The 26,715-nt window shown below is 62.4% G+C and carries 23 protein-coding genes and 1 tRNA gene; 13 read left to right on the forward strand and 11 right to left on the reverse strand.

Annotation, left to right across the window (positions count from 1 at the left end; translation table 11 throughout):
* The first annotated feature begins 128 nt into the window (after window positions 1-128).
* The gene (locus BMY38_RS08010) at window positions 129-1,112 is read left to right on the forward strand and encodes a hypothetical protein (RefSeq protein ID WP_092761653.1); all 984 of its coding nucleotides are present in this window, start codon (window positions 129-131) and stop codon (window positions 1,110-1,112) included.
* A 33-nt stretch (window positions 1,113-1,145) separates the two neighbouring features.
* On the opposite strand, the gene BMY38_RS08015 is transcribed toward BMY38_RS08010, so the two are convergent.
* From BMY38_RS08015 to BMY38_RS08040, 6 genes are all read right to left on the reverse strand, one after another.
* Complete coding sequence (locus BMY38_RS08015; RefSeq protein WP_092761655.1) at window positions 1,146-1,565, reverse strand: hypothetical protein; 420 nt, start codon at window positions 1,563-1,565, stop codon at window positions 1,146-1,148.
* A gap of 31 nt (window positions 1,566-1,596) precedes the next feature.
* A complete protein-coding gene (locus BMY38_RS08020; protein ID WP_092761657.1) occupies window positions 1,597-3,378 on the reverse strand; it encodes an SLC13 family permease in 1,782 nt (593 codons plus the stop codon).
* Window positions 3,375-4,202: a TIGR00282 family metallophosphoesterase gene (locus BMY38_RS08025; protein ID WP_092761658.1), complete on the reverse strand. Its 828-nt coding sequence runs from the start codon at window positions 4,200-4,202 to the stop codon at window positions 3,375-3,377. Before BMY38_RS08025 ends, BMY38_RS08020 begins: the two co-directional genes overlap by 4 nt.
* Before the next feature lie 288 nt (window positions 4,203-4,490).
* Window positions 4,491-5,654 carry a carbohydrate ABC transporter permease gene (locus tag BMY38_RS08030; protein ID WP_092761660.1) on the reverse strand — a complete coding sequence of 388 codons (1,164 nt, stop codon included), beginning with the start codon at window positions 5,652-5,654 and terminating at the stop codon, window positions 4,491-4,493.
* 2 nt (window positions 5,655-5,656) lie between these two features.
* Complete coding sequence (locus BMY38_RS08035; RefSeq protein WP_092761662.1) at window positions 5,657-6,676, reverse strand: carbohydrate ABC transporter permease; 1,020 nt, start codon at window positions 6,674-6,676, stop codon at window positions 5,657-5,659.
* 97 nt (window positions 6,677-6,773) lie between these two features.
* A complete protein-coding gene (locus BMY38_RS08040; RefSeq protein WP_092761664.1) occupies window positions 6,774-8,006 on the reverse strand; it encodes an ABC transporter substrate-binding protein in 1,233 nt (410 codons plus the stop codon).
* Window positions 8,007-8,366: 360 nt separating this feature from the next.
* Here BMY38_RS08040 and argC point away from each other — a divergent pair, with 360 nt between their 5' ends.
* The 7 genes from argC (at window position 8,367) to BMY38_RS08075 (ending at window position 16,000) form a co-directional block, all read left to right on the forward strand.
* The gene (argC, locus tag BMY38_RS08045) at window positions 8,367-9,278 is read left to right on the forward strand and encodes an N-acetyl-gamma-glutamyl-phosphate reductase (RefSeq protein ID WP_092761665.1); all 912 of its coding nucleotides are present in this window, start codon (window positions 8,367-8,369) and stop codon (window positions 9,276-9,278) included.
* 67 nt (window positions 9,279-9,345) lie between these two features.
* Entirely contained in the window at window positions 9,346-9,861 is a 516-nt protein-coding gene (locus BMY38_RS08050) for a hypothetical protein (protein ID WP_092761667.1), read from the forward strand.
* 141 nt (window positions 9,862-10,002) lie between these two features.
* Window positions 10,003-11,052, forward strand: a complete 1,050-nt coding sequence (locus tag BMY38_RS08055; protein ID WP_092761669.1) for a FliG C-terminal domain-containing protein — start codon at window positions 10,003-10,005, stop codon at window positions 11,050-11,052.
* 556 nt (window positions 11,053-11,608) lie between these two features.
* Window positions 11,609-12,610, forward strand: coding sequence for a ligase-associated DNA damage response exonuclease (locus BMY38_RS08060; RefSeq protein ID WP_092761671.1), 1,002 nt, complete (start codon window positions 11,609-11,611; stop codon window positions 12,608-12,610).
* Window positions 12,607-13,476 carry an alpha/beta hydrolase fold domain-containing protein gene (locus BMY38_RS08065; RefSeq protein WP_092761673.1) on the forward strand — a complete coding sequence of 290 codons (870 nt, stop codon included), beginning with the start codon at window positions 12,607-12,609 and terminating at the stop codon, window positions 13,474-13,476. Before BMY38_RS08060 ends, BMY38_RS08065 begins: the two co-directional genes overlap by 4 nt.
* Window positions 13,473-15,071, forward strand: a complete 1,599-nt coding sequence (locus BMY38_RS08070; protein ID WP_092761674.1) for an ATP-dependent DNA ligase — start codon at window positions 13,473-13,475, stop codon at window positions 15,069-15,071. The genes BMY38_RS08065 and BMY38_RS08070 overlap by 4 nt, the downstream gene beginning before the upstream one ends.
* A gap of 50 nt (window positions 15,072-15,121) precedes the next feature.
* Complete coding sequence (locus BMY38_RS08075; protein WP_092761676.1) at window positions 15,122-16,000, forward strand: amidohydrolase family protein; 879 nt, start codon at window positions 15,122-15,124, stop codon at window positions 15,998-16,000.
* Here the strand turns inward: BMY38_RS08075 and BMY38_RS08080 are convergent, their stop codons facing one another.
* The 3 genes from BMY38_RS08080 to BMY38_RS08090 all read right to left on the reverse strand — a co-directional run bounded on the left by BMY38_RS08080 (window position 16,001) and on the right by BMY38_RS08090 (window position 19,608).
* The gene (locus tag BMY38_RS08080) at window positions 16,001-16,774 is read right to left on the reverse strand and encodes a gamma-glutamyl-gamma-aminobutyrate hydrolase family protein (RefSeq protein ID WP_092761677.1); all 774 of its coding nucleotides are present in this window, start codon (window positions 16,772-16,774) and stop codon (window positions 16,001-16,003) included. It abuts the gene before it with no gap.
* Window positions 16,775-16,994: 220 nt separating this feature from the next.
* On the reverse strand, window positions 16,995-17,423 hold the full coding sequence (locus BMY38_RS08085) for a GlcG/HbpS family heme-binding protein (RefSeq protein ID WP_092761679.1): 429 nt from the start codon (window positions 17,421-17,423) through the stop codon (window positions 16,995-16,997).
* Window positions 17,424-17,460: 37 nt separating this feature from the next.
* A complete protein-coding gene (locus BMY38_RS08090) occupies window positions 17,461-19,608 on the reverse strand; it encodes a malate synthase G (RefSeq protein ID WP_092761681.1) in 2,148 nt (715 codons plus the stop codon).
* A gap of 321 nt (window positions 19,609-19,929) precedes the next feature.
* Here BMY38_RS08090 and pepN point away from each other — a divergent pair, with 321 nt between their 5' ends.
* Both pepN and BMY38_RS08100 read left to right on the forward strand, forming a co-directional pair.
* Window positions 19,930-22,476: an aminopeptidase N gene (pepN, locus tag BMY38_RS08095; protein ID WP_092761683.1), complete on the forward strand. Its 2,547-nt coding sequence runs from the start codon at window positions 19,930-19,932 to the stop codon at window positions 22,474-22,476.
* Between the two features lie 307 nt (window positions 22,477-22,783).
* Window positions 22,784-23,656: a 1-acyl-sn-glycerol-3-phosphate acyltransferase gene (locus BMY38_RS08100; RefSeq protein ID WP_092761685.1), complete on the forward strand. Its 873-nt coding sequence runs from the start codon at window positions 22,784-22,786 to the stop codon at window positions 23,654-23,656.
* Between the two features lie 76 nt (window positions 23,657-23,732).
* Here the strand turns inward: BMY38_RS08100 and BMY38_RS08105 are convergent.
* A tRNA-Leu gene (locus BMY38_RS08105) sits at window positions 23,733-23,819 on the reverse strand.
* A gap of 165 nt (window positions 23,820-23,984) precedes the next feature.
* Here BMY38_RS08105 and lipB point away from each other — a divergent pair.
* Window positions 23,985-24,650 carry a lipoyl(octanoyl) transferase LipB gene (gene lipB / locus BMY38_RS08110; RefSeq protein ID WP_092761687.1) on the forward strand — a complete coding sequence of 222 codons (666 nt, stop codon included), beginning with the start codon at window positions 23,985-23,987 and terminating at the stop codon, window positions 24,648-24,650.
* Between the two features lie 20 nt (window positions 24,651-24,670).
* Here lipB and BMY38_RS08115 read toward each other — a convergent pair whose 3' ends face one another.
* Window positions 24,671-24,970, reverse strand: a complete 300-nt coding sequence (locus BMY38_RS08115; RefSeq protein ID WP_092761689.1) for a DUF1330 domain-containing protein — start codon at window positions 24,968-24,970, stop codon at window positions 24,671-24,673.
* A 185-nt stretch (window positions 24,971-25,155) separates the two neighbouring features.
* Between BMY38_RS08115 and BMY38_RS08120 the strand changes: the two genes are divergently transcribed.
* Complete coding sequence (locus BMY38_RS08120) at window positions 25,156-26,205, forward strand: type III polyketide synthase (RefSeq protein WP_092761691.1); 1,050 nt, start codon at window positions 25,156-25,158, stop codon at window positions 26,203-26,205.
* On the forward strand, window positions 26,202-26,696 hold the full coding sequence (locus BMY38_RS08125; protein WP_092761693.1) for an isoprenylcysteine carboxyl methyltransferase family protein: 495 nt from the start codon (window positions 26,202-26,204) through the stop codon (window positions 26,694-26,696). Before BMY38_RS08120 ends, BMY38_RS08125 begins: the two co-directional genes overlap by 4 nt.
* The last annotated feature ends 19 nt before the right edge of the window (window positions 26,697-26,715 follow it).

Here is a 26,715-nt window from a genome sequence, read left to right on the forward strand (position 1 = left end):
GGCGGCTTCATCATTGCCGATACGGCGACAATGCGGCAGGAATATCAAGCAAAGAGGACGTTTTTTGGCCTGAAACTGCGGGGTTTTCGCGTTACGATATACCCCTGTCCCGTGACCCGAGGATTCTCATGTCCAAACCCATGCCCCAGTTGATGACCCGCGCCGCCCACCGCGCCGCGCTGACGCAGGCGGCAGGAGACGTTGGGTATCTGCGACAGATCGGTGACGAGCATCTGGCGCTGCACCGGCCCGGCGGCGACACTCTTTTGGTGACGTTCGAATGCCTGGACACCACGCGGGCACGTGACGGCGGCCTGCCGCTCAGCAGCGGATTGGCGCGCAAACGGGGCTGGGCCACCCTCGATATCATGGCCGAGGGGCGGACCTGGTTCCGTGACGACGACCTGCACGACTTCTTCGACGGCCTGACCGACGATGGCTTCTTCGACGACTACGACACCGTAGTCTTCGCGGGCGGCGGCATGGGAGCCTACGGTGCCGCGGCGCACAGCGTGGCAGCCCCCGGTTCGATCGTCTTTCTGATGCAGCCCTATGCCACACTCGCCCGCGATATCGCGCCCTGGGAACGCCGGTTCCGCAACGCGTGGTCGCTGCCTTTCGGCCCGCGTTATGGCAATGCCGCGCGGATGATCGACGGGGCGGCGCGGGTCTATCTGATCACGGACCCGACCGAGTCTGCGGATGCGATGCACGCCAGCCTGTTCCAGGCCGGCCACGTCATGCGCCTGCCCGCGACCCATGCAGGCACGGACATTCAGGCCCGGATCGAAGGGATCGGCATCCTCAACCGCCTGATCGCCGGGGCCGTCAACGACACGCTGACCCCGCTGCGGTTCGCCCAGCTCTGGCGCGGACGTCGGCAGGACCCGGTCTGGCTGACGGGTCTGATGCGCAAGATCGATCGCCTGGATCGTCCGTGGCTTGCGGCGCTGATCACAGGATACATGGTTCGCAAGGGGGCGGGTCGAATTGCCCGCCGCCGCCTGAACGCGGCGCTGTCGCAACTGGCCGCCGAGGGTCGCACGGCCCCCGGCAATCTGGAACCGGCCCCCCGGCCCGATCATGCCCGGACCTTACTGGCGGGAGAGTAGCGCGGGCGGGCACATGGCCCCCCGCCTCTTGCGTCAGCCTTGAGTTTCGAACCGTACGTTGCTGCCCAGCGGCGCGGCGAACAGACGGCGTACACCATCCACGTCAACTACCAGTATTTCCGCGCGCGGCCCGGTGCCCGCAGCGGGGACCTCGATCTGGAATCGCTGCGGCACGCTGCCTTGCTTGAACATCACCGTATATGGCAGCGCATAACCGCAATCGGCAGTCACGCCCGACCAACCGCCCGGCGTCCCCTCGGGGCGGGTTCCGGTGCAGCGCGCTCCATCCGACAACCGGATCGTGACTTCGCCGGGCGTTGCTGCGGCCGAGACGACCCGCACCTCACCCGGAGGCACGATCACATCGGATTGCGGCACATCCCCGCCAGTCGCGGTAGCAAGGGTTTGGCACGCCCCGAGGACGAGCGGCAGAAAAATCAGGATAGAGCGCATTTAGGCCTCCCAGGCAGTTCCAGATGATCGTTCAAAGCGGCCAGATCAGAGGGATCAGCGCAGACGAGACGAGAGCGACAATGACATTCAAGCCGATTCCCACCCGTGCGAAATCGGTAAACCTATATCCGCCCGGACCATAGACCAGCATGTTCGTCTGATAGCCAATGGGTGTCGAAAAGGCACAACTCGCCCCCACCATCACTGCCACCACCAGTCCGCGCGGGTCTACGCCAAGGGTCTGCCCCAAGGCTATGGCAATCGGCGTGACCACCACGGCCACGGCATTGTTACTGACCAGTTCGGTCAGGGTCGAGGTCAGCGCGAACACCGCCAGTACCAGAAGCGGCCCCGGCAATCCCTGCAAATACGGTGCGACCGCGTTAACGATCATCTCGACCGCACCCGAAGATTCCAGCGCCGCGCCCACGGCCAGCATTGCGAAGATCATCGCCAGCAACCGGCCGTCGACGAAACCGAACGCCTCGTCCGCGTCTACGCTGCGCGTCAACAGAACGATCACCGCACCCAGCACTGCAAGTGCCAGGATCGGCGCAAGGTCCATTGCCGACAACACAACGATGCCCGCGACCACGACCACCGGGATCCAGCTGCGCTCGCGGCGGAATGCCTGCTCTCGCGGTGCGCTGACTTCGACAAGATGCATGTCCAGAGCCAGCCTGTGAATATCGTCGCCCGCGCCTTCCAGAAGCAGGGTGTCACCCACCTGCACGACGATATCGTCCAGTTGCCCCGATATATTCCGGTCCCGCCGGTGCAGGGCCAATGGATAGACCCCGTACCTGCGCCGCAACCGCAGGTTACCCAGCCGTCGACCGACCATTCTTGCGTCCGGGGTAATCAGAACCTCGACCGTCGTGGTCTCGACCGCGCCCACCTGATCCAGTCGCTTCAGGTCGGGATTGCGCTGCAAGGTCAGCAGTTCCGCGATCTCGGTGCGAAGGATCACGCGGTCGCCGGTCTGAAGCGTCACGGCGCTCAGGTTGCGGCGCAACGACGCATCGCCCCTCACCACGTCGACCAGTCGCACACCATCGCGTTTGAAAAGTTGCACGTCTGTCGCCTCGCGCCCGATCAGGTTCGAATCAAGCGGGATAATCGCCTCGGCAAAGAATTTCGCGGCCTTGCGCGATCCGCCCAGCATGGCCGCCATCGACGTCCGCTCGGGCAAGAGGTGCCGACCGATGAAATACAGGTATGCCATGCCCACCAACGCCACAGGAATGGCCAGCGGCGAGACTTCGAAGATGGTGAACGGCTCCATCCCCCGCGCCCGTGCCACCCCGTCGACCAACAGATTGGTCGACGTCCCGATCAGGGTGATCGTGCCGCCCAGGATCGACGCATAGCTGAGCGGGATCAGCAACTTCGACGGTGCCAGCTTCATCGCGCCCGCCAGTTGCACGAACACCGGAATCATCACGACCACGACGGGCGTATTCGCCACGAAAGCCGAGGCGACAAGAACGAAGGCCAGCAACATGCCGATGGCCAGCCGGGGCCGGGTGCCGACCTGCGCCTCGGCAAAGCGCGTAAACCAGTCCAGCGCGCCGGTCCGCACCAGCGCGCCCATCAACAGGAACATCGCCGCGATAGTCCAGGGTGCCGGGTTGGACAAAACCGCAACGCCCGCCTCGTAGGGCAATATCCCCGTCGCCAGCAGGATTGCCGCGCCGCCCATCGCCACCACTTCGGTCGGATAGACCTCACGGATGAACAGACCCAGCATCACCGCGAGAACGCCCAATGTAATCCAGGCTTCGGCGGGTTGCGACAGGTCGAGCCAGCTCATACCGCGGGCCCTGTGGCTGGACCGCTCTGCGACAGGCGCCCGCCCTGCCGCACCTGCACGACCTCGCGTGCCAATCCGGTGGCGTCATCGGTTTCGACGAACAGTCCGCACAGCGTCGCCTCGCCGTTCGCAGGTTCGAACCTGTCTCTGGTCATGCCGGTGATGAACCGCCGCAGCGGCTCGGTCTTTTCCATCCCGATCACACTGTCATAATCGCCGCACATCCCTGCATCCGATTGAAACGCCGTTCCTCGCGGCAGGATGCAGGCGTCTGCGGTGGGAATATGGGTGTGGGTGCCCACCACGATGCTGGCGCGCCCGTCGCAGAAATGGCCCATCGCCATCTTCTCGGACGTCGCCTCGCAATGCACGTCGACCAGCGTGGCATTGACGGCGCGGCCCAGCGGATGCGCCTTCAAAACAGGTTCGATCGCCGAAAACGGATCGTCATAGGTCCGCGACATGAACACCTGCCCCAGCACCTGCGCGACCAGCAGCTTGCGGCCCCCGATGTCGAACACCCGCCAGCCCTTGCCGGGTGCGGATTTGGCGAAGTTGATCGGGCGCAGGATGCGGGCGTCCTGTTCGACGGCCTGCATCATGTCCTTCTGGTCGAAGGCATGGTCGCCCAGCGTGACGATATCCGCCCCCGCATCAAACAGACCCCTGGCCTGACTGGCGTTCAGACCCCGCCCCGATGAGGCGTTCTCGCCGTTCACAACAACTGCATCCAGTCGCCAATCGGTGCGCAAACCGGGAAGGCGTTCGGTGATGGCAGTGCGACCGGTACGTCCCATGACGTCGCCAAGGAAAAGAATACGCATGGCGCCGGGTTACGCGTCCGCGCAAGGGGTTGAAAGTGCTTTTGCTAAAGACGGCACCGATCCTTCGCGAAAGGGTCGGCATCGGCTGAATTCGTCGAAGAAGGCATGGCACGACTTTTCCTGGGAAAACCATCGGACAGCCCATGTATGTTCGCATGACGGAAGACGTGGGGTTCCAGGCTGAGTGTTTTTGCGGACCGGGAAGGCTTCAGTCACGCAGCAGCCCGCTCGTTCGCGCCGTGCAACGCTTCATCGGAGTGTCGCGTCCGGATTATGATGAACCGGCGTTCATCCCTTCACGGCCCCCGCCGTCAGGCCCGATACGATCTGCCGCTGAAAGATCATCACCAGCAGGAACAGCGGTGCCGTGATGCTGACCGCCGCGGCCACCGCCTCGACCTGATCGGTGGTCGTCGTCTCGCGGTTGAAATACCCGGCGATCGCCGGAACCATCGTCTGGTTCGACGCATCCAGCAGCAGCGACGTCACGAGGAAATCGTTGTAGGCCAGCAGGAAACTGAACAGACCCGTCGTAATCACCCCCGGCCACATCACCGGCATGATGACCCAGCGAAAGGCCTGAAAATGTGTGCAGCCATCGACACGCGCGCTTTCATCCAGATCGACCGGGATGTTCTGGAAGAACGAGCGCAGCATCCAGATCGTGAAGGGTTGGTTTATCGACACCAGCACCGCGATCACCGCCAGCGGCTGACCGTAGAGCGTCGGTGCATTCTCCCCCAGGACGGGCCGGAGAATTTCGGCCGAGTTGATAAACACCGGCAGGTATCCGGCAACCAGAACCGAATGGGGCAAGGCTCTGAAAATCAAAGCGATAATCAAAATCCAGAATGCGAATGTCGACCCTGACCGGGCCAGCCCATACCCTGCCAATGTCCCCACCGTCAGCGACACTGTGACCACCCCGAATGTCACGATCATTGAGTTGCGGAAGTTTTCGTAGAATGCGTTTTCGACCCAGACGGCGCGGTAATGTTCCGCAGTCAGCCCCAGCACCGGTCTGCCCAGCGGCCCGAGAAGCGCATTCAGCGGCCCAGAGATCCAGGGCACGATGAAGAAGAACCCGATGATGAACAGGACCGCGAACCCCAGTGCGATTACCGCCCAACTGAAGATGCGCTGCACGGTCCCCTCGCCCGCCGCCATCGGCATCAGCCATTTCGTCGCTGCCCTGATCGACAGCCATGCCACCGTAAGGCCCAGCAGGATATCGACGATGGACAGCCCCTTGCCATCGGCCAGCGTCCGAGGGCCCACAAGAACGTTGATTGCCGAGGAGGAGAAGGCATCGACAGGCGATTTGAACGACATCGCCACAATCCAGAACAGCGGAAAGGCTGCCAGTGACAGCCATGCCAGCAGGAACAGGTTTGACGCCAGTTTCAGCGATAATGGCTGCCGCAGGGCGCGTGGAACGGATGCGTCGGACATTTCTATGCCCCTCTGTGGTCGCGCCAGGTGCGGCGCAGCGGCGCGGCCAGCAATACAACGACCCCGATCATCGTCAGCATCGCCGATGCGCTGGCCGACGAGATCTGACGGTTTCCCGCGTCGTCCGGCGTCAGGTAATCATAGGTCAGGTATTGCAGCGTGATCCGGTACGATTCGGACGAAAACCCGATGACCTCCTCGAAGGCGCGATAGGCGTCCATCAGGTGGATCAGCGTGATGAACACGATCAGCGGCATAAGGTGCGGGATCACGACGTATCGTAGTCTTTCCCACCGAGACGCGCCGTCGATGATCGCCGATTCCAGCGTGTCCTGATTGACCGTTTGCAGGCCCGCGTAGAAGATCACGAAGGCGAAGGGCGCAACGTGCCAGACGCGATAGAACATCATCAGGAATTCGATCGCCCAGCCATTTGCGGCGACCGAAAGGTTGGTGTCGAACAGCGCCTCCAGCCACACCGTCACGATCCCGTCGCCATAGAACAGCCAGCGGATCGACAGCGCGCCGATGACCGGTGTTATGATGAATGGCAGCAGCGAAACGAAGATCACCGGTCCTTTCACTGCCGTGGCGGCGTTGTTGACCACGACCGCGATGGCCAGCCCCAGTCCAAGGACCAATGGCAGCGTGACAAGCGTGAAGGTCAGCGTGAACCGCAGCGCCTTCCAGAAGTCGATCTGCAAGACAGCGCCAAGGTCGAAGTCGGACAGGGCGCGGGTCAGACGTTCGCCGCCCAGGACATTGGCATAGGATGAAAAGCCGACCCACCGCGTGGTCGTGACCGTCTTGCCGTCACCGTCCAGAACCGGGATCGTCTTGATCTCGGTCGTGCAGGTCTGGGTGATGAAACCGGGGGTGCAGGTTTCGGTCTCGACGACCTGGAACACCGGCTGCGTCACCTGGAAGGAATTCAGCAAAACCGTCACCAACGGGAACGCGATGAACATCAGCATCATGACGACCGACGGTCCGACGAACATGGCGAAGGTGCGGAACTTCATGGCGCGGTCCCCGGAGCTGGTGGAACGGGACGTGTGGACGTGTCCTCAGGGGCGGCCGGAGGCGCAATGCGGATTGTGCGCCCCCGGCGGGGTCCGATCATTCCAGCAGACCGGCTTCTTTGGCTTGGCTGATGTAATCCTCTTCGACGGCGGCCAGCGTCTCCTCGGCGGTCATGTTGCCGGTGAAGAAGCCATCCAGCTTGTTGCCGAGGGCCGTGTGCATCAGGCCCATCTGGCTGGTCGAGGGATAGCTGATGGGCGCGGGCGTGGCCGTCGCCGTGGCGATCGCACCCGACGCCATGTCACCCGGCGTATAGCCTGAAATCAGCCATATCGCGTCTTCGTTCGCACCCTGCACCATCTCGCTGTCGAGGCCCTCCATTGCGACGCGGAAGGCCGCGTCGGCAGTCGCATCGTCGATATTCTTGGCGATCACGATGCCGTCCCACCAAAGCGTCGTTGCAGGTGGCCCGCCCTCGACCGCGATGGGCGCGGCAGCCGATCCGACCTTGCCGACGACCTGGCTTTCTGCCGGGTCGTCCATGGCGCCGCCGCGCGACCCCCAGAGGTTTGCCATGGCGATCTTGCCCTGCTGGAATTGCTGCTGGACGTAGGTGGAATCCGAGACGAGATACTCCGGGTCCATGTATGCAGTCAGCTTTTTCATCATCTCCAAAGCCTTGATCCCGGCTTCGGAATTCACCGCGGGCGTGCTGTCTTCGTTATAGAAGGTGCCGCCATAACCAAGGAACATGTTGTTGAAATCCTGCGCGATGTTCCAGCCAGAGGCCATGGTGGCCCCCAGCGGATAATCGACGACCCCGGCGTCCTGAATGGTCTGTGCAGCGACAAGCACCTCGTCATAGGTTCTGGGGACGTCCAACCCCAGATCCTCGAAGATATCCTTGCGATACATAAGGTGCTGCGTATTCACCATCATGGCGATGGCGATCACCTCGCCGTTGACCCGGATCAGCTGGTTGGGACTTAAGTTTTCACCATATTTCGCAACCAGATCGTCCAGTGGTCGGATCGTGCCTTCATTCAGAAGCGGCGTGACAGTGCCATTCGAAACGCCACCGATCGCATAGAGCGAGGGGTTGGCGGCAAAGGCGGCAGGCTGCTTGGTGCGGAACTCCTGATCCAGCTCGGCTGATACGTTGCCGCACTCCGCCATGGCGTCGGTCACGGCCTTCCATGCCTCGAAACCCGCGCTCAGCGTCTTGATTTCAACATCGTTCTCAAACGAACAGGCGGCCACGGCGGTGGTTGTCATCACCGTGGCCGAAAGCGCGAAGGCGCCCGCAAGGGCAAGGTTCTTGATCAGCATCGGTATCTCCCCATCGGTTTGCTATGCGTGTCGTGTGCCCGGTTTTCCGGTGCGGCCGCCCTGTTCCTCCCTCTCGGGTCATCAAGACGACTTTGGCTGCGAAGGTGCTTCCCTTTCCCGACCTCGCCGTTAGGATCAAGGCGTGCATACGCTTGCAAGAACGCTAGCCGGGCAAGTGCCGCGCGCGCAAGATGAATCTTCCATGGGTTCAAAGACTGATTTTCGCAGCGATAGAAACACGGGATTTTCGGTTTTTCACCACATCCGGCAGCCCCTCGCCCCTCCGGCGGCCGGGGTCCGGTGCCGTTGCACGTAACCCGCCACCGTCGTATCCATCCTCCGACAAACGGAGACGACAGCATGACGACCGCAGTGTTCATCGACGGCGAGTCCGGGACCACCGGCCTGCAAATCCGTGACCGGCTGGAGGCGCGGGACGACATCCGTCTGGTGTCGGTGCCGACCGAACACCGCAAGGATGCAGCCGCCCGAAAGGATGCCTTCGCCGAGGCAGACGTCTCCATTCTGTGCCTGCCCGACGATGCAGCCCGCGACGCGGTGATACTGGCGGGCGGCACCCGGATCATCGACGCCTCGACCGCGCACAGGACGGCGGCGGCCTGGGTCTACGGCATGCCCGAATTGCCCGGTCAGCGGGATCGCATCCGCGACGCGACCCGTGTCGCGAACGTCGGTTGCTATGCCACCGGGTCAATCGCCATGCTGCGGCCCCTGACAGATGCGGGCCTCGTACCGCACGATCACGGTGTCGTTCTGACCGGCGTGTCCGGATACACCGGCGGCGGCAAGGCGCTGATCGCGGAGTACGAGGCAGGGACGGCGCCTGACCTTTATCTCTATGCGCTGACCCAGTCGCACAAGCACATCCCCGAGATCATGAAATACGGCGGCCTGACCCGAAAGCCCCTGTTCCAGCCAATGGTGGCGAATTTCGCTCAGGGCATGATGGTTCAATTGCATCTGCATGCGGATCTGTTGCCCGGCGAAATTGCCGGACACGCCCGGATCGAGGCAGCACTGCGCGATTTCTATCACGGCGATCCGTTCGTCAGCGTCGAAATGGCAGGTGATCGGATTGATCCTCAGGCCACGCGCGACACCAACCGAATGATCCTGTCTGTACAGGGTGACGGCGCAGGCCGGGTGACGGTAACGGCGGTTCTCGACAACCTCGGCAAAGGCGCGTCGGGCACGGCTGTCCAGAATTTGAACATCATGATTGGCGCCAAAGAAACCGCCGGGCTGACATAAATCGTCCTGATTCTCGCCTTATTGACAAGGCAAGCATTGCGGGTCTGCCAACACCGAGGTTTTAGTCATGATCCGTTACATCGCCCTGTCCGTGATGCTGCTGCCCGGCATCGCACATGCCCAGAAATTTGTGAGCGCCACAGATGGCTCCGACGCGACAGTCGTCGAAACGGCCGTCGAGCAGCCCGCCGACAGCTTCACCGTCGCATCGACAGAGACCGCCGTAGGCGATCCCGTCCAGACCGCCAGCCTGGAAGAGCCTGTGGATCCCGCCGCCGACTATGGCGACAGCATCGTCATCAACTCCACAACCGATCTGGAGCTTCCCGATTTCGTCGTTCAGACGAACGTATCCGGCAGCACAAGCATCGATGGAAACACCCTCATAGCCCGCGTCGAGATCGACAGCGAAGGCGAATCGACGCTGGCGCTCGCCACGGCCGGATCGAGCGCCGAAATCTACGACGAGAGCACGGCAACATCTGATGCGGCCAACTTCGAAGTCGGCGAATGCAATGCCGGGACCGACTGGGCCAACAACGACGCCAACTGCTGGAACAGCTACCCAACTGCAGTAGATTGACGCATCGACCGGATCGCAGACCCGGCACCTGATGAACGCGAAATCCGGAACCCGTTGTGGATGGCCTCGTCACCGCAACGGGTTCTTAACGTTTTGGGTTCATGACTCCGTCACCTGACCGCGCGGTGAACGGAGTCTGCCTTGACCTATCAGCCGACGAATGTCCCGGTTCCGGGCCTTCCACCTTCGGGCGGCCCGCTGACACGGCGCCAGAAAGCGGCGGTGGTGATCCACCTGCTCGTTTCCGGAGGGGCAGATCCGGGCCTGCGCGACCTGCCGCCCGATCAGCAGCGGCAACTGGTTGATGACATGGCCCGGTTGCGCTTTATCGATCGCGGCACTCTGGCTGATATCATCGCCGAATTTTCGGCCGAACTCGACAGCATCGGCCTGCACTTTCCGCGCGACCGCGCCAAGGTGCTTGCTCTTCTGGAAAGCCAGCTTTCGCTGGATGTGGTTGACGCAATGACCAATGAATTAGGGAATGCCGCCCTGCCCGGCAGCGGACCATGGACCAAGATTTCCGAACTCGATGCGGCCGGCCTGAAGACAATGATCGACGGCGAATCCGACGAAGTCTGCGCCGTTCTCCTCTCTAAGCTCCCTGCGACGCGGGCCGCCGAACTGATGCAGTTACTGCCGCCGGAACGGGCGGACCGCATCGCTGCCGCCTTTGCCAAAACCGAAGATGTCACTCCGACTGCCGTGGCTCAGATCGGCATTGCGCTCGGCCGCGAAAGGGCATCGCGCAAGCCTGTCGCCTTTGCGACCGACGGGGTGCAGCGGGTCGGCAATATACTGAATGCGGCAACCTCCGGCGTGCGTCGCGCCATCCTCGACAGTCTGGAGGCGACCCATCCGGATTTCGCGGCCCGCGTCCGCTTCGCCGTGTTCAGCTTCGAGAATATCGCCGACCGCATTTCCCCGCGCGACATGCCCAAGGTTCTGCGCGGACTGGACGGGTCTGTGATCGTTACCGCCCTTGCCGGCGCGGCCGACGACATGGCCGAGGTCGTGGATTTCATCCTCGGTTCTATCTCCAAGCGGATGGCCGACCAATTCCGCGAGGAGATCGGCGAACGTGACCCTCCGACCCCGGAAGAGACCGAGCTTGCGATGAGCGAGATCGTCGCGATGATCCGCAAGATGGAAGACGACGGAGAGTTGACGCTGAACGCACCCGAAGGATGATACATTATAGGCCTGCGGCCATGACTTCGTTCCCAGCCATATACGGCAGGCAACGCGCCTATGAACCTGAAAAACGGGAAAGGCCAGTTAAGCCAAGCCTCTCGGTTCCATGTCAGGTCGGTTCAGGCTGGACTGCGGAATACGAAGATCGCCACCACAACCGCCAGGAACGCTAACATTCCCAGACCCGTCTGGGTCATCGTGATGCTTTCACCGTGAACCTGGCTCATCACGTCGCCAAGGCAGATTGGGCCGGTTTTAAGGCCATTTAAGCAGACATTCATCATAAACCCCCCGGTTTGAATAAGGCAGTTATGCCGTTACAATAAGGCAATCTGGGGGCAACACTGTGGATCGTGGCACAACTATGGCACGGATTCGACCCTATTGCGGCCCGCAAGTGTCAAAATTCAGGGGCTATCGAGGAGTGCTCCATGTCGGAGGAATTTGTGATTCGCCACATTCCCGCCTGAATCTGGACGCCGACACAGATGTCGGAAAAGCTTACGGCGTCTGGCGACTGGTCCTGATGACGATCAGGCCCTAAATTATCACCATGGTTCTCGAATTTCGTGACGAAGGCATCTATTGCCCCGCCGGCGGCTTCCACATCGATCCGTGGAAGCCGGTCGATCGTGCGCTGGTGACCCATGGCCACGCCGACCACTCCTATCCCGGGCATCGCCGCTATTTGACAACACACGCAGCCGCCCCGGTCATACGCCACCGGCTGGGGGAGATCACACTCGACGGGATCGCCTTTGGCGAAAGACGCGATATCAATGGCGTCACCGTCAGCTTTCACCCCGCAGGTCACGTCCCCGGCAGCGCGCAGATCCGCGTCGAGCACAAGGGCGAGGTCTGGGTCGTGTCGGGCGATTACAAGACCACCGCCGATGGCCTGTCAGAGCCGTTCGAGCCGGTGAAATGTCACGCTTTCATCACCGAATGTACCTTCGGATTGCCGGTGTTCGACTGGCGCCCCGAAGCTGAACTGGCAGCGCAGATCAACGATTGGTGGCGGGCGAATGCCGAACAGGGCCGCGTGTCCGCGATCGGCGCCTATTCGCTGGGCAAGGCGCAACGCGTCATTACGATGCTGGACCCAGACATCGGTCCGATCCTGACCCATGGCGCGGTCGAGAACACGAACGAAGTGTTGCGCGCGCAAGGCCTGCGCCTGCCGGACACGGTGCGCGTCACCCCCGACCTCGATCCCAAGGCCTCTCCCGGTGCCATGCTCATCGCACCGCCCTCTGCACTCGACAGCACCTGGTCCCGACGCTTCGGGCCGGTCGCCACGGCCTTTGCATCGGGCTGGATGGCGCTGCGCGGCGTGCGGCGCAGGCGGGCAACCGAGCGCGGTTTTGTCGTCAGCGATCATGCCGACTGGAAGGGTCTGAACGCGGCTGTCGCGGAAACCGGCGCGACGCGGATCTTCGCGACCCACGGCTATACTTCGACGTTCCGCGACTGGCTGGAGCATCAGGGCTACGATGCGCAGATCGTGCAGACCGAGTTCGGGGACGAGTTGCTCGACGCCGAGGATATCGCATGAGTTGGCGGGATCGGGCGCTGGTGGTGATCTGCCGGGGCATCGTCAAACCGGCTCTGACCCTGCCCCTGCCCTGGGCGCTGCATCGGCATGCGGTCCGGCTGCTGACTCCGCGCACGCCGCAGCTCGACGGGATGACAGTCACAAGAAGAACAATCGCGGGAGTCCCCTGCCACGTTTTCGCACCCATGGATGCGGCAGGTTCCCTTCTCTGGATGCATGGCGGCGGATTCGTTCTGGGATCGGCCCGCAGCTATGCCCGCCTGGCACTTGCCCTGGCACAACGATCGGGGCGACACGTGATCCTGCCGGAGTATCGTCTTGCGCCGGAACATCCTTTCCCGGCCGGGCCGGACGATTGCATTGCCGTTGCCCGTGAACTGATCGCCGCAGGCCCGCTTGCCCTGGGCGGTGACAGCGCGGGCGGAACCCTTGCCCTGACGACATTGGCCGACCTGCTGGCGGACGGCACACCGCCGGAACGGGTTGTTCTTGTCTCGCCTGCAGTCGACCTTGATCCATCCCGACAGACGCCGGACACTCGTGGCGAGATGATCTTCCCCTTGGCACTGCTTCACCGTGTCGCCCGCGATTACGTCGGATGCGCCGACCCCAGAAATCCGCGCGTTTCCCCGATCCACGCGGTCTTCGACAATTCTCCGCCGGTGCTGATCCAATGTGCCACGGGCGAGGTGCTCGAGGCGGATACGGACGCCATCGCGGAGCACCTGGTCCGCGCGGGCGTCTCCGTAGAAGTGCAAAAAACGGACGGTGTGCCGCATGTCTGGCAATTATTCGTCGGCCGCACGCCCAAGGCCGACCACGCCGTCGACGCGATGGCGGCCTTTTTGCGGGGCGGCACGGCATGAAACGTTTCGCCACCCTGTTCACCGCGTTGGATCAGACCACAAAGACCACGCTCAAGACTGCTGCGCTGGCTGCGTATTTCGCCGATGCGCCGGAACAGGACCGCCTCTGGACGATTGCCCTGCTGTCGGGACGCAGACCCAAGCGCACGGTCAACGCCAGACGCTTGTCGGAATGGGCTGCCGAACTGGCGGACCTGCCGATGTGGCTGTTCAAGGCGAGCTATGATGTGGTGGGTGACCTGGCCGAGACCATCCATCTGGTCCTGCCCGAACCGGGCGCGACCTCGGACCGCAGCCTGACCGACTGGATCACCGATATACGCGCCTTGTCAGCCGTCGATGAACCCACGCGCAAGGCCGCGATCCTGCAGGCGTGGGATCGGCTGGCAGGCACGGAGCGCTTCGTCTTCAACAAGCTGATCACAGGCGGGTTTCGTGTCGGCGTGAGCCAAAAGCTGATGACCCGCGCGCTGGCCCGTGCCACCGGCATTGCAGAAGTGGAACTGGCGCATCGCCTGATGGGCAACTGGACGCCGGACAGCACAGGCTATGCCGCGCTGATTACGGACCCGGACCCTGACGCTGACCTGAGCCGACCCTATCCCTTCTGTCTGGCCTATGGCGTCGAGGGAGATGTGGCCAACCTGGGTCCGCCTGCGGATTGGCTGGCGGAATGGAAATGGGACGGCATTCGCGGACAGCTGATCCTGCGCGGCGGACAGCATCACCTGTGGTCGCGCGGAGAGGAGTTGATGACCGACCGTTTCCCCGAATTCGCCCGCGCCGCCGATTTCATTCCCGATGGCACGGTTCTGGACGGCGAAATTCTGGTCTGGGACGCCGAAGCACATCGCCCCCTGCGGTTTTCTGCGCTGCAACCGCGCATCGGGCGCAAGACGGTGCCGAAGAAATTGCTGGCCGAAGCGCCTGTGATCCTGCGTGCCTATGACCTGCTGGAACAGGGCGGGAAAGACCTGCGCGCCCTGCCCTTTGTCGAACGACGCGCGCGTCTGGCGACGTTGCTGGCCGACCTGCCGTCGGACGCCCCGGTCGCCATGTCGCCATTGATTCCGTTCGAAACTTGGCACGATCTGGCGAAGGTCCGCGCCACCGCCCGCGATGCGGATGCCGAGGGTCTGATGCTGAAACGCCGCGACAGCGTTTATCACGTCGGCCGCAAGAAGGGCGACTGGTGGAAGTGGAAGCTGGACCCTCTCTCGCTGGATGCGGTGATGATCTATGCGCAGGCCGGGCACGGGCGACGGGCGAACCTGTACACCGATTTTACCTTCGCGGTCTGGAAGGGAAACGAGCTGGTGCCGTTCACCAAGGCCTATTCAGGCCTGACCGACGAGGAGTTTCGCAAGATCACCCACTGGGTGCGGCGCAACACGCTGGCGCGCTTCGGTCCGGTTCGTCAGGTCCCGCCCGAGCATGTGTTCGAGATCGGGTTCGAGGGCATCCAGAAATCCACGCGCCACAAGTCAGGCGTGGCGTTGCGATTTCCCAGGATGTTGCGCTGGCGCAGGGACAAGCCGGTGCAGGAAGCGAACTCTCATGATGATTTGCTGCAAATGCTGGAGCAATATGGCTGACAGCCGTTGATGACATTGTCGCGGGGTGGTCCGGTCGATACACTTGCAACATGACACTGCCGCGCTCCGATCCGCCGCTGCCCGCGACCGCGCCCGCCCGCCGTGCGCCGGAGGGGGCCTGTGATACGCATGTTCACATGCTCGGCGCGCCATCGGATGCCCGGCTGTGGGACGGGCGGGTCGAGGATCCGGCCGAGGGCTGGAACTTCCGCGATTACATTGCCGCCTACCGCGCGCAGATGACGACCCTCGGCACAACGCATACGGTCATCGTCCAGTCCATTCTTTATGGAACCGACAACGGCCTGGCCGCCCGGACCATAGATACCCTGGGCCGGGAGACGACCCGCGGGATCGGCCTGGTGACCGATACGGCGACCGAGGATCAACTGGATGATCTGCAGTCCGAAGGGTTCGAGGGCGTGCGCCTGAACTATGTTCATGGCGGCGTCCTGTCGTGGGATGGCGTCGAGGCGATGGCCCCGCGTCTGGCCGACAGGGGACTGCACGTGCAGATGCTGTTGCAGGCCGACCGCCATATGGCCGAACTTGCCCCCCGGATCGCCGCGATGCCTGTGCCGGTCGTTCTGGACCACATGGGCTGGCCGGACCTGTCGAAAGGAGTCGACGAACCGGGGTTTCGCGCCCTGCTCGACCTGATGGAACATGGCCATGTCTGGGTGAAACTGTCGGCGCCCTATCGCTTTTGCGCGACACCGTTCGAGGCGGCGGATGCGCATGTTGCGGCGATGCTGGCAGCCAATCCGCTGCGCTGTCTGTGGGGGTCGGATTGGCCGCAGATCATGCTGGGCGGGGCAAAGCGCGGCGCGGCAGGCGCGCTGCTGGATGCGTTTGACCGGGTTTGCCCGGACGACGAGGTGAGGCAGGCCGTTCTGGTGGACAATCCGGCCCGTCTTTACGGGTTCTGATCAGCCCGCGCGTTGCAAAGGTGTCGACCGTTCCGCGCGCCATGCCCGACAGGCATCGCCGAAAGCCTCGAACAGCGGGCGCGACACCGGGTCGTCGTCCGCATTCCACTCCGGGTGCCATTGCACGGCCAGCGCAAAGCCCGGTGCGCCGTCGATGAAGATGGCTTCGGGCGTTTCATCGGGGGCCCAGCCATCAATCCGGACGCGCGGCCCCGGTTGCTTGATCCCCTGCCCGTGCAGCGTGTTTGTCAGGACGGTCTCGGACCGCATCAGCCGGGCAAACGGCCCGCCCGGCGTGAAATGCACGTCGTGGCGCAGGGCAAATTTCTCCTCGAGCGTGCCGTCGGGGGGCATGCGGTGATTGGTGCGCCCCGGCAGGTCGCGGATTTCGGGATGCAGCGTTGACCCGAAGGCGACCGCGATCTCCTGAAAACCACGGCAGATACCCAGAACGGGCTGACCCCGCTCGACCGCCGCGCGGATCAGCGGCAGGGCCACGCGGTCGCGGTTGCGGTCGAAGGTGCCATGCGCCTCGGTCTCGGCCTCACCGTATTCCTCGGGGTGGACGTTGGGCCGCCCGCCGGTCAGCAGAAAGCCGTCGAAGGTTTCAAGCAACTCGTCGATCCCGACCACCGAGGGATCGCCGGGAAAGGTCAGCGGCATCGCACCCGCGACCTTGGATACGGCATCAGTGTTCATAGAGCCGTTGGCATGGGCAGGATATTGGTCGTTGATAAGATAGTGGTTCGAGATGATGCCGACGATCGGGCGCATGTCAGTCCTCCGGTTACAGGGGAAGATAGCGACCCGGATGCGCTCGCGATAGTCCGGCATCGGCAGATGCGGGGATGCGCTGGCGCACAAGGCCCGTCTGGCCCGTGGATGACGGCAGGAGCGGCCTGCACTATGCCGCTATCCAGATTGATCCCGAACCGAAGATGGGCGCTTGCCGCGGTCCGTGGGCGCAAAACTCCCGCAACCCGAGCGGTGGCGGTCAGGCCTCGCCCTTAAGGCCCGCCGCTTCGATCCCGGCAAGGCCCGCAACCGCGTCGTTGTCCGATGTGTCGCCGGTGACCCCGACCGCGCCGATGATATTATCCTTGGCATCACGCACCAGTATGCCCCCCGGCACCGGAACGACCTGCCCGCCGAACACACCGTTCACGGCAGCCATGAAATAGGCCTGCTGTTCGGCACGCGCCATCTGGGCCTTGCCTGCCATGCCCAGCATGATCGAGCCATAGGCCTTGCCGTGTGCGATGGCGAAACGGCCCGGTGCGGCGGCATCGTCCCGTTCGAACGCCTTCACGTTACCACCCGCATCCAGCACGATGACGGACAGTGGTTTCAGATCCATCTCCTTGCCACGCGCCATGATGCCTTTGATGATCTGGCGGGCGCGGCGCAGGTTGATTTCGGCCATTGATATGGTCCTTTCGATAAGTTTTCGGTGGGTAGCGTCAGCTGGCCTTCAGCTCTAGCCGACGCCGGTGCAGCACCGGTTCGGTATAGCCGGATGGCTGCACCCGGCCCTTGAACACAAGGTCCTGCGCAGCCTTGTAGGCGATACCGTCGAAGCCGGGCGCCATCGGCACATAGCTTGGATCGCCCGCATTCTGGGCGTCGACCTTGGCGGCCATCTTCTGCATCCCGGCCTCGACCTGATCGGCAGAGATCACACCGTGGTGCAGCCAATTCGCCAGCGCCTGTGACGAAATCCGGCAGGTTGCGCGATCTTCCATCAGGCCGACGTCGTTGATGTCCGGGACCTTGGAACATCCGATGCCGGCATCGATCCAGCGGACAACATACCCCAGGATGCCTTGCGCATTATTCTCGATTTCCGCCGTGACCTCCGCGTCCGACAGGTTGCGCCCCTCCATCACCGGTATGGTCAGCAGATCCTCCAGCGTGCCCCGCGCGCCACCGGCGGCCAGTTCGTCCTGACGGGCCAGAACGTCGACATGATGATAATGCGTCGCGTGCAGCGTCGCGGCGGTCGGCGACGGAACCCAGGCACAGGTCGCGCCAGCCTGCGGATGACCGATCTTCTGTTCCAGCATGTCGGCCATCAGGTCGGGCATGGCCCACATCCCCTTGCCGATCTGCGCCCTGCCCTTCAAGCCGCAAGCCAACCCGATATCAACGTTCCGGTCTTCATAAGCCTTGATCCAGAGGGTTGATTTCATCTCGCCCTTGGGCAGCATCGGTCCGGCTTCCATACTGGTATGTATCTCGTCGCCGGTCCGGTCCAGGAAGCCGGTATTGATGAAGGCCACGCGCGTCTTGGCGGCCCGTATGCACTCCTTCAGATTGACCGACGTCCGGCGCTCCTCGTCCATGATGCCCAGTTTCACGGTATTCGCGGGCAGACCCAGCAGCGCTTCGACGCGGGAGAATATCTCGTCCGCGAAGGCGACCTCTTCGGGGCCGTGCATCTTGGGTTTCACGACGTAGACCGACCCTGTCACCGAATTGCGTGGCCCATCGGTCTTCTTCAGATCGTGCATCGCGATCAGCGTCGTGATCGCCGCATCCATCAGTCCTTCCGGAATCTCGCTGCCGTCGCGAAGCAGGATGGCCGGGTTCGACATCAGGTGCCCGACATTGCGAATTAACATCAGGGCGCGTCCCTTAGCAGTGATGACGCCACCCGGACCGTTGAATTCCATGTCGGGATTCAGCGCGCGGGTAAAGGTTTCGCCGCCCTTGGTCACCTGCTCCGAGAGATCGCCTCGCATCAGCCCCAGCCAGTTCGCATAGGCACCGATCTTGTCTTCCGCATCAACGCAGGCAACCGAATCTTCGCAGTCCATGATCGCGGAGAGCGCCGACTCCAGATGAATCGCGTCCAGACCCATCGGATCGTCACGGCCGATCGTGCCGTCCCGCGCGATCACCAGAACGATCCCCAGCCCGTTATTGCGCAAAAGAACACGGATCGTGACATCAGTCTCGACCCATCCTTGATAAGCGTGTGGATCGGCGATCTCCACGACGTCGGCACCCTTGCGCAGGACGGGTCGATCGTCCTCGATCTTCAGATCGGTCACGTGCTTCCACGACCCCTGAGTCAGCGGCAGCACCTGATCCAGAAACCCCTTGCCCCAATCGATCACCCGCTGACCGCGCGCCGCGTCATACCCCTTGCCAGACGGCAGATCGCCGATCGCATCCGTGCCGTAGAGCGCGTCATACAGGTTGCCCCAGCGCGCATTCGCAGCGTTCAGGGCATACCGTGCATTGGTGATCGGCACGACCAGCTGCGGGCCGGGAACCTCTGCGATTTCCGGGTCAACGCCTTGCGTTTCCAGCGTGAAATCGGGGCCTTCGGGAAACAGATAACCGATGTCGGTCAGAAAAGACTTATAGGCTGTGGCATCGTGCGGTTGACCGGCGCGGGCCCTGTGCCAATCGTCGATCCGGGTCTGGATCGAAGCGCGTTTGGCAAGCAAGGCCGCGTTCTTCGGTGCCAGATCGTGGACGAGCTTCGAAAAGCCGTCCCAGAAGGCGGCGCTATCGACGCCGGTGCCGACAAGTGCCTTGTCGTCTATGAAGCTGGCCAGATCGGTCGAGACCTGAAGGCCGGATTTATTGATACGGGTCATGTCGATCCTTCCTTGAGCGTTTGAAGGGATGTAACGCGCAGGTTTCCTATCGGCAACAAGGATTGGTCAAGTTTTCTTACCGCTTCGCCTCATACGGCATTTGTCTGAACAATATCGCACCTGGTCCCCAACCCTTTGCCCACTTCGACGTCATGTGAACGGTCGCACGCAGGTCGCGCAGGTTTTCATCGGCATATTCGCCTTCCCCATCATCCTGGCCATGTCGACACCGCCCTCATTTCGCTGTGTTCCCCGCCTCAGCGGAAATAGACTGGCGCCCCCATTCCGCCAGCCCTAGCTTGCCCGCAAAAGGAGCCTTCCATGCGCGATGCGACCCCCGAACAGGACCAGACCATCTATCTGGCCGATTATGCCCCCGTTCCCGTGACGGTGACCCACGTCGATCTGCAGGTCCGTCTGGACCCCTTGGCAACGCGCGTTTCTTCCCGCCTGACCTGTATCCGTCAGGGGCCGGGCGACATGGTTCTGAATGGCGAACTGCTGAAGCTTCGGGCCGTCCGGCTGGACGGAGAGGAGTTATCTCCAGACGCCTACAGTCTGACCGATACGACGCTGACGATTCTGAACGCCCCCGACAGCTTCCTTTTGGAAACCGAGGTCGAGATCGCGCCGCAGACCAACAAGGCCCTGTCCGGGCTGTACATGTCCAACGGCATGTATTGCACACAATGCGAGGCCGAGGGGTTCCGCCGGATCACCTACATGCTGGACCGGCCCGACGTGATGGCGACCTATGACGTGCAGATCGACGCAGACCTTCCCGTAATGCTGTCGAACGGCGACGAAACCGCTCATGGACACTGGCGCGATCCATGGCCCAAACCGACCTATCTGTTCGCGCTTGTCGCGGGCGACCTGATCGCGACACACGACAGTTTCACCACGATGGACGGACGCGACGTTGCGCTGAATGTCTGGGTCCGGCCCGGCGACGAGGGGCGGACCGCATATGCATTGGACAGCCTGAAACGGTCGATGGCCTGGGACGAAAAAGTCTATGGCCGCGTCTATGACCTGTCGGTGTTCAACATCGTGGCGGTCGATGATTTCAACATGGGCGCAATGGAAAACAAGGGGTTGAACATCTTCAACTCGAAATATGTCCTGGCTTCGCCTGAAACCGCGACCGATGCGGATTTCGCCAATATCGAACGTATCGTCGCGCATGAGTATTTTCACAACTGGACCGGCAACCGCATCACTTGCCGCGACTGGTTTCAGCTGTGTCTCAAGGAAGGGCTGACGGTGTTTCGCGATCAACAGTTCAGTCAGGACGCGCGCGGTTTTGCGACGCAGCGTATCGGCGATGTGCTGAACCTGCGCGCACGCCAATTTCGCGAAGATGCCGGGCCGCTGGCCCATCCTGTCCGGCCTGAAAGCTTTGTCGAGATCAATAATTTCTACACCGCCACCATCTATGAGAAAGGTGCCGAGCTTATCGGCATGCTGCGCACGCTGGTGGGGGCCGAAGGATATGCTGCCGGATGCGCGCTTTATTTCGAACGGCACGACGGGCAGGCTTGCACCATCGAAGACTGGCTGGCCTGTTTCGAGGCGGCGACGGGTCGTGATCTGACACAGTTCAAGCTGTGGTATACGCAGGCTGGAACACCAGTCGTGAAGGTGACAGAACACTTTAACGACGGCACGTATCGTATTGACCTGGAACAGGTCATCCCCGACACACCGGGTCAGGCAAACAAGAAACCGATGCCGATTCCACTGGCCTTCGGACTACTGGCTCAGGACGGGTCGGAAGTTGTCGGAACGCAGATCCACGAGCTGACGTCCGAGACCGACCACCTGTCGTTCGATTTGGACGCAAAGCCGGTTCTGTCAATTCTGCGGGGCTTCTCCGCGCCCGTCATCCTCGACTTCGTCCAACCCGACGCGGAGCGGCTTACCCTGCTTGCGCATGATACCGATCCGTTCAACCGATGGGAGGCCGGTCGGGCGCTGGCCAAGGACCGGCTGATGCGTGCGGTAACGGACGATGCTGACTTCGACGCGCCATGGCTGGACGCGATGACAACCCTTGCGACTGATACCGATGCCGATCCGGCGTTCCGGGCACTGGCGCTTGCCCTTCCGTCCGAAGACGATCTGGCACAGTCGCTGCACAATGCCGATGTCGTCCCCGACCCGGATCGGATCTATGCCGTCCGCCGCGCCGCACAGCTTGCGATGGCCGAGCATCTCCGAGACGACCTGTCCGACCTGCGTGAGAGCAATGCCACCCCCGGCAGTTACGACCCGAAAGCCGAGGACGCCGGCAAACGGGCGCTTTCCGCTACCCTGCTGCGGTTGCAGACGATGCTCGATGGCGGCAAGGCGGCGCGTGCGGCTTATGACGTGGCCAACAACATGACCGATCGCATGGCGGCCTTCGCCTGCCTTCTGGATGCAGGCGACGAGACGGTCGCCCACAGCTTCGAACAGGATTGGCAGGATGATCGCCTGGTGATGGACAAGTGGTTCATGGCGCAGGTCGCCCATGCCGCGCCGCGCGATGCGGTGGGTGTGGCCGATCGCTTGACCCGACACAGGGATTTCGACGCGTCGAACCCCAACAGATTCCGGTCCCTGATCGCGGGGCTGACGGGCGGCAATCCGGCAGGATTTCATAATCCCGATGGTACAGGCTATGAATTCCTGGCGTCATGGCTGTTGCACCTTGATAAATCGAACCCCCAGACTTCGGCTCGCCTGTCGACGGCATTCGACGGCTGGACCCGCTACGATGCCGACCGTCAAGCCATGATGAAGGCACAACTGGAGCGAATTTTGGGAACAACAGGTCTCAGCCGTGACCTGTCGGAGATGGTGATCCGGATGCTGAAAGCATGACACGTCCGGATTATCGGGTATCGTCGGGCAATGGGGATCATGCCGACGCGGCTGATTGATTTAGGTGGGTGTTACGGCGCGGCTCATGAGGTCACGCAAGCCATCATTCGGGTGCAGAGCGGGCAGGCTTCTTATTTCACCGATATAATGATTAGCGTGCCGCAGGAGCGATGCGTGAAACCCCACGACAGCGGGTTTTTGCGTTCACCACCAATACGCAGTGGAATTGCTGGCCACGCAGGACTATTTGTCTCATAATCTGACAGGGCTATCATGGACCTGACACTTAGAATGCTGAGGAAGCGCCATGCGCGACCGTCTAGATCCAATGATTGCTGAACGGGCCCCATGGTTGTTCGAACCGGGTGTTTCCTCCCGAGCCGCGCGCGGCATCCTTGACCGTCTTCTGGCCTATGAACGCTCGGTCGAAATCGGCACACATTATATCGATTTGCCCGTCCCCGACATCATGGCGGACCTTGCCCGCCGCATCGCCCGTCGCGTCACCGCAACGGGCATTGAAAACGTCCCGACGACCGGTCCCGCCCTTGTCGTGACGAACCATCCCACCGGCATCGCCGACGGCATCATCCTGCACGATCAGCTGATGCAGCGGCGGTCCGATGCATTCTACTATGCCAACAGCGATATCCTTCGCGTCTTACCGCAGTTTTCGGACATCATCGTTCCCGTCGAATGGCGCGAGGACAAGCGCACTGTCAGCAAGACACGTGAAACGATGCAACTGACGCGTAAGGCGCTGGAAGCCGGGCGTCTGGGCGTTATCTTTCCCAGCGGACGACTGGCCAAGCGGCGCGGCCTTCGCCTGCACGAACGTCCGTGGATGGCCTCGGCCGCCATGATCGCGCGCAAGTTCGAATTGCCGGTCATTCCTCTGCACATCCGGGCGCGCAATTCGGCGATGTTCTATGCCTTCGATGCAATCCACCCGACATTGCGCGATATAACCTTGTTTCATGAAACGCTTAACAAGGACGTGCAGCCGTATCACCTGACGTTCGGACGGCCACTGGACGGTGCATTGCTGCCAAAGGATGCGAATGTCGGTATCGAAATTCTGCGCGAAGCGACGCTGCGCCTGGGGTCCGAGCGTCACGGCGAGATCAGTTTGACCGACACCCGCCCGGCATGGCGCGGCTGGGGCACACGGACGGCCTGACCTGCCCCGGTTCACGTGCGTTTCGAAATGCAAAAACGCCGACCCGATGAAGGGACGGCGTTTTGGCATTTCTGGCTGGTGCGGTCGGGGGGACTCGAACCCCCACGAGTGTTACCTCACAGCGACCTCAACGCTGCGCGTCTACCAATTCCGCCACGACCGCAAAGCCAGTTCAGCGTGGCGCGGGGATAGCCGCGCCGTACGGGAAAGGAAAGAGGGTTTGTCGGGCGATAGCGCGAAAAGCGCCGTGTCGCGAATGGCCTTTGGGTCGGACCCCAGACCGTGGGCGCGACTTGCGGCGCGGCGGTCTCCGACCTAGTCACCGATCATGCAACCCGACTGGATCACTTCGGACGCGCCCGTCCCTTATCCCGACGCCCTGACCGCGATGCAGGACCGGGTCGCGTCGATCCGCAACGGCACGGCGAACGAGGCGATCTGGTTGCTGGAACATCCAGCGCTGTACACGGCAGGAACCTCGGCCAGACCGGCGGACCTGACCGACCCGGCCCGGTTTCCCGTCTACGAGGCCCGGCGCGGCGGACAATATACCTACCACGGGCCGGGGCAGCGGGTCGTCTATACGATGCTGGACGTCGGGGCGCGGGGTCGCGACGTGCGCGCCTTCGTGCAGACGCTGGAAACCTGGGTCATCGCCGCACTGGCCGAATTCGGACTGACCGGGCATATCCGCGAAGGTCGGGTCGGCGTCTGGATCGAACGGCCCGATAAACCGCCCCTGCCCGACGGCACCCCGCGCGAAGACAAGATCGCCGCCATCGGCATCCGCCTGTCGAAATGGGTCAGCTTTCATGGCCTGTCGATCAACGTTGAGCCAAATCTGTCGCATTTCAATGGTATCGTGCCCTGTGGCATCACCGGACATGGAATCACGTCGCTGGTCGACCTGGGGCTGCCGGTGACGATGGACGATCTGGACGCGGCTTTGAAGCGGACGTTCGGGCATGCTTTTCCGAATGTCAGCGACGCATAGGCGGCATCAAACCGGGTTCGTCAAACTGACGTATCCAGCCCTTCGACACAGACCAGTCGAGCAGAACTGCAGGCATCCCTGATCGTTTTGAGTCCTTGGTAGGTTGGTCCGTTGTAGAACCCCTCCCACGCGGCGACGGATGGGAACTCGATCAAGACGATCCGTCGCGGTTCCCAATCGCCCTCGTGCACCCTGTGCGGGCCGCCGCGCGCCAGATATTTCGCCCCTGCCTCGGCCAGGGCTGGCTTCACGCGCGTCATGAAGATCTGATACTCATCCGCATCGCGGATATCGACGTCGAAGATTACGTAAGCCTTCATATCGATTGGCCTCCTGATATTCGGCAGATACGTCGTCCCACCGCTCAGGCGAATCTACAGGCTGTCGTGACGTGGCGTAAACGGTCGAATGCCGATTTTGTGTTCGATGAGCGTTTGACGCGACTCTGCGGCGATCCATGTTGTCGCGAACGGCGGTCTTAATCCGCTCTCGGGATAATTGGCCCATGACTGTTATGCTTCACGGGCTGGCGACCGTATTGCCGCCACACGACCTGCCACAGGATCTGGTTCAGGCCCGTGCCGAAAAGATCCTTGGTCCGCGGTATCCTCAATTCGCCCGTCTCCTGACAACCTTTTCGCAGTCCGGCATCGAACGCAGACGCTCGGTCGCACCGCTGGAATGGTTCGACGATGCCGCCCATGGGTGGGAAGAGCGCAACCGCATCTGGCACGATGGCTGCGCCGCGATGGTCCGCGATGCCGCTTCGGCCGCATTGGATGACGCGGGTTGGACCGCGAAAACGGTTGACGTGGTCGTGACCGTCACGTCAACAGGCATCGCCACACCGACGCTGGAGGCAGTGGTCTGGAGCGATATGGGATTCCGCCAGGATGTGATGCGAGTGCCGGTTTTCGGGCTGGGGTGTGCGGGCGGCGCCTCCGGTCTGTCGATCGCCGCACAGCTTGCCAAGGGGCGTCCCGGCGCGCGTGTCCTGCTGATCGTAGTCGAGGCCTGCACCCCATCGTTCCGCACGGATCGGCTGCAAAAGTCAGATATCATCGCCACCGTTCTGTTCGGTGACGGCGCTGCGGCGGCCTGTCTGTCGACCAATGGCGCGGCTGCCATCACGCTGGACGCGGGCGTTCAGCACATCTGGCCCGACACATTGGAGATCATGGGCTGGGACGTGGACGATTCCGGCCTTGGCGTGATCTTCGACAGGTCCATTCCCGCCTTTGCCATGGCGCATATGGCAGGGGCGGTCGACGCGGCCCTGACCGCCATGGGTCGGACGCGGGCCGAATTCGATGGCATGATCTGTCACCCCGGAGGAGCAAAGGTCATCACCGCGCTGGAAACCGCGCTGGACCTGCCCGACGGCACGCTCGACCTGGAGCGCGAAGTGCTCCGCGACCATGGCAACATGAGCGCGCCGACCGTCCTGTTCGTGCTGGATGCCGCCCGAAAAGCCGGGCGCACGGGCCGGTTCCTGATGATGGCGCTCGGCCCGGGCTTCACCGCGTCCTTCGTTCCGCTGGAGATTTCCGCATGATCGGCCCGGTCCTGTTCCTGACCTTCGTGATCGTGCAGCGATTGGTCGAACTGGCGATCGCGCGGCACAATACCGCCCGCTTGCTCGCACGCGGGGCAGTGGAACATGGCGCGGCGCACTATCCGGCCATCGTCGTCCTGCACATTGCGTGGATCGGGGCGATGGTCGTCTGGGGCTGGGATGAGCCGCTTCGCCTGCCCTGGTTAGCGGCCTTCGTCATCTTGCAAGTCCTGCGGGTCTGGGTTCTGGTCACGCTGGGCGAGCGATGGACCACCCGCATCATCGTCCTGAACGAACCGCTGGAGTCACGCGGGCCGTTCCGCATAATCCCCCATCCGAATTATGCGGTCGTCATTGCAGAAATCGCCGTGACGCCCATGGTTCTGGGACTGACCTGGGTTGCGCTCCTTTTCACGGCCCTGAACGCCGCATTGCTGTTCGGCGTTCGCATTCCTGCGGAAAACCGGGCTCTGGCGCAGTACCGAACCTGAGACAGGACCGATAAAACAA

Origin of the sequence: Jannaschia helgolandensis, assembly GCF_900109285.1 — a bacterium.
Lineage (GTDB): Bacteria > Pseudomonadota > Alphaproteobacteria > Rhodobacterales > Rhodobacteraceae > Jannaschia > Jannaschia helgolandensis.

What these genes read in the sequence shown, in the direction of transcription:
- BMY38_RS08010 (WP_092761653.1), top strand. Translation starts at nt 129, where the DNA reads ATGTCCAAACCCATGCCCCAGTTGATGACCCGCGCCGCCCACCGCGCC.
- BMY38_RS08015 (WP_092761655.1), bottom strand. Translation starts at nt 1,565, where the DNA reads ATGCGCTCTATCCTGATTTTTCTGCCGCTCGTCCTCGGGGCGTGCCAA.
- BMY38_RS08020 (WP_092761657.1), bottom strand. Translation starts at nt 3,378, where the DNA reads ATGAGCTGGCTCGACCTGTCGCAACCCGCCGAAGCCTGGATTACATTG.
- BMY38_RS08025 (WP_092761658.1), bottom strand. Translation starts at nt 4,202, where the DNA reads ATGCGTATTCTTTTCCTTGGCGACGTCATGGGACGTACCGGTCGCACT.
- BMY38_RS08030 (WP_092761660.1), bottom strand. Translation starts at nt 5,654, where the DNA reads ATGTCCGACGCATCCGTTCCACGCGCCCTGCGGCAGCCATTATCGCTG.
- BMY38_RS08035 (WP_092761662.1), bottom strand. Translation starts at nt 6,676, where the DNA reads ATGAAGTTCCGCACCTTCGCCATGTTCGTCGGACCGTCGGTCGTCATG.
- BMY38_RS08040 (WP_092761664.1), bottom strand. Translation starts at nt 8,006, where the DNA reads ATGCTGATCAAGAACCTTGCCCTTGCGGGCGCCTTCGCGCTTTCGGCC.
- argC (WP_092761665.1), top strand. Translation starts at nt 8,367, where the DNA reads ATGACGACCGCAGTGTTCATCGACGGCGAGTCCGGGACCACCGGCCTG.
- BMY38_RS08050 (WP_092761667.1), top strand. Translation starts at nt 9,346, where the DNA reads ATGATCCGTTACATCGCCCTGTCCGTGATGCTGCTGCCCGGCATCGCA.
- BMY38_RS08060 (WP_092761671.1), top strand. Translation starts at nt 11,609, where the DNA reads ATGGTTCTCGAATTTCGTGACGAAGGCATCTATTGCCCCGCCGGCGGC.
- BMY38_RS08065 (WP_092761673.1), top strand. Translation starts at nt 12,607, where the DNA reads ATGAGTTGGCGGGATCGGGCGCTGGTGGTGATCTGCCGGGGCATCGTC.
- BMY38_RS08070 (WP_092761674.1), top strand. Translation starts at nt 13,473, where the DNA reads ATGAAACGTTTCGCCACCCTGTTCACCGCGTTGGATCAGACCACAAAG.
- BMY38_RS08075 (WP_092761676.1), top strand. Translation starts at nt 15,122, where the DNA reads ATGACACTGCCGCGCTCCGATCCGCCGCTGCCCGCGACCGCGCCCGCC.
- BMY38_RS08080 (WP_092761677.1), bottom strand. Translation starts at nt 16,774, where the DNA reads ATGCGCCCGATCGTCGGCATCATCTCGAACCACTATCTTATCAACGAC.
- BMY38_RS08085 (WP_092761679.1), bottom strand. Translation starts at nt 17,423, where the DNA reads ATGGCCGAAATCAACCTGCGCCGCGCCCGCCAGATCATCAAAGGCATC.
- BMY38_RS08090 (WP_092761681.1), bottom strand. Translation starts at nt 19,608, where the DNA reads ATGACCCGTATCAATAAATCCGGCCTTCAGGTCTCGACCGATCTGGCC.
- pepN (WP_092761683.1), top strand. Translation starts at nt 19,930, where the DNA reads ATGCGCGATGCGACCCCCGAACAGGACCAGACCATCTATCTGGCCGAT.
- BMY38_RS08100 (WP_092761685.1), top strand. Translation starts at nt 22,784, where the DNA reads ATGCGCGACCGTCTAGATCCAATGATTGCTGAACGGGCCCCATGGTTG.
- lipB (WP_092761687.1), top strand. Translation starts at nt 23,985, where the DNA reads ATGCAACCCGACTGGATCACTTCGGACGCGCCCGTCCCTTATCCCGAC.
- BMY38_RS08115 (WP_092761689.1), bottom strand. Translation starts at nt 24,970, where the DNA reads ATGAAGGCTTACGTAATCTTCGACGTCGATATCCGCGATGCGGATGAG.
- BMY38_RS08120 (WP_092761691.1), top strand. Translation starts at nt 25,156, where the DNA reads ATGACTGTTATGCTTCACGGGCTGGCGACCGTATTGCCGCCACACGAC.
- BMY38_RS08125 (WP_092761693.1), top strand. Translation starts at nt 26,202, where the DNA reads ATGATCGGCCCGGTCCTGTTCCTGACCTTCGTGATCGTGCAGCGATTG.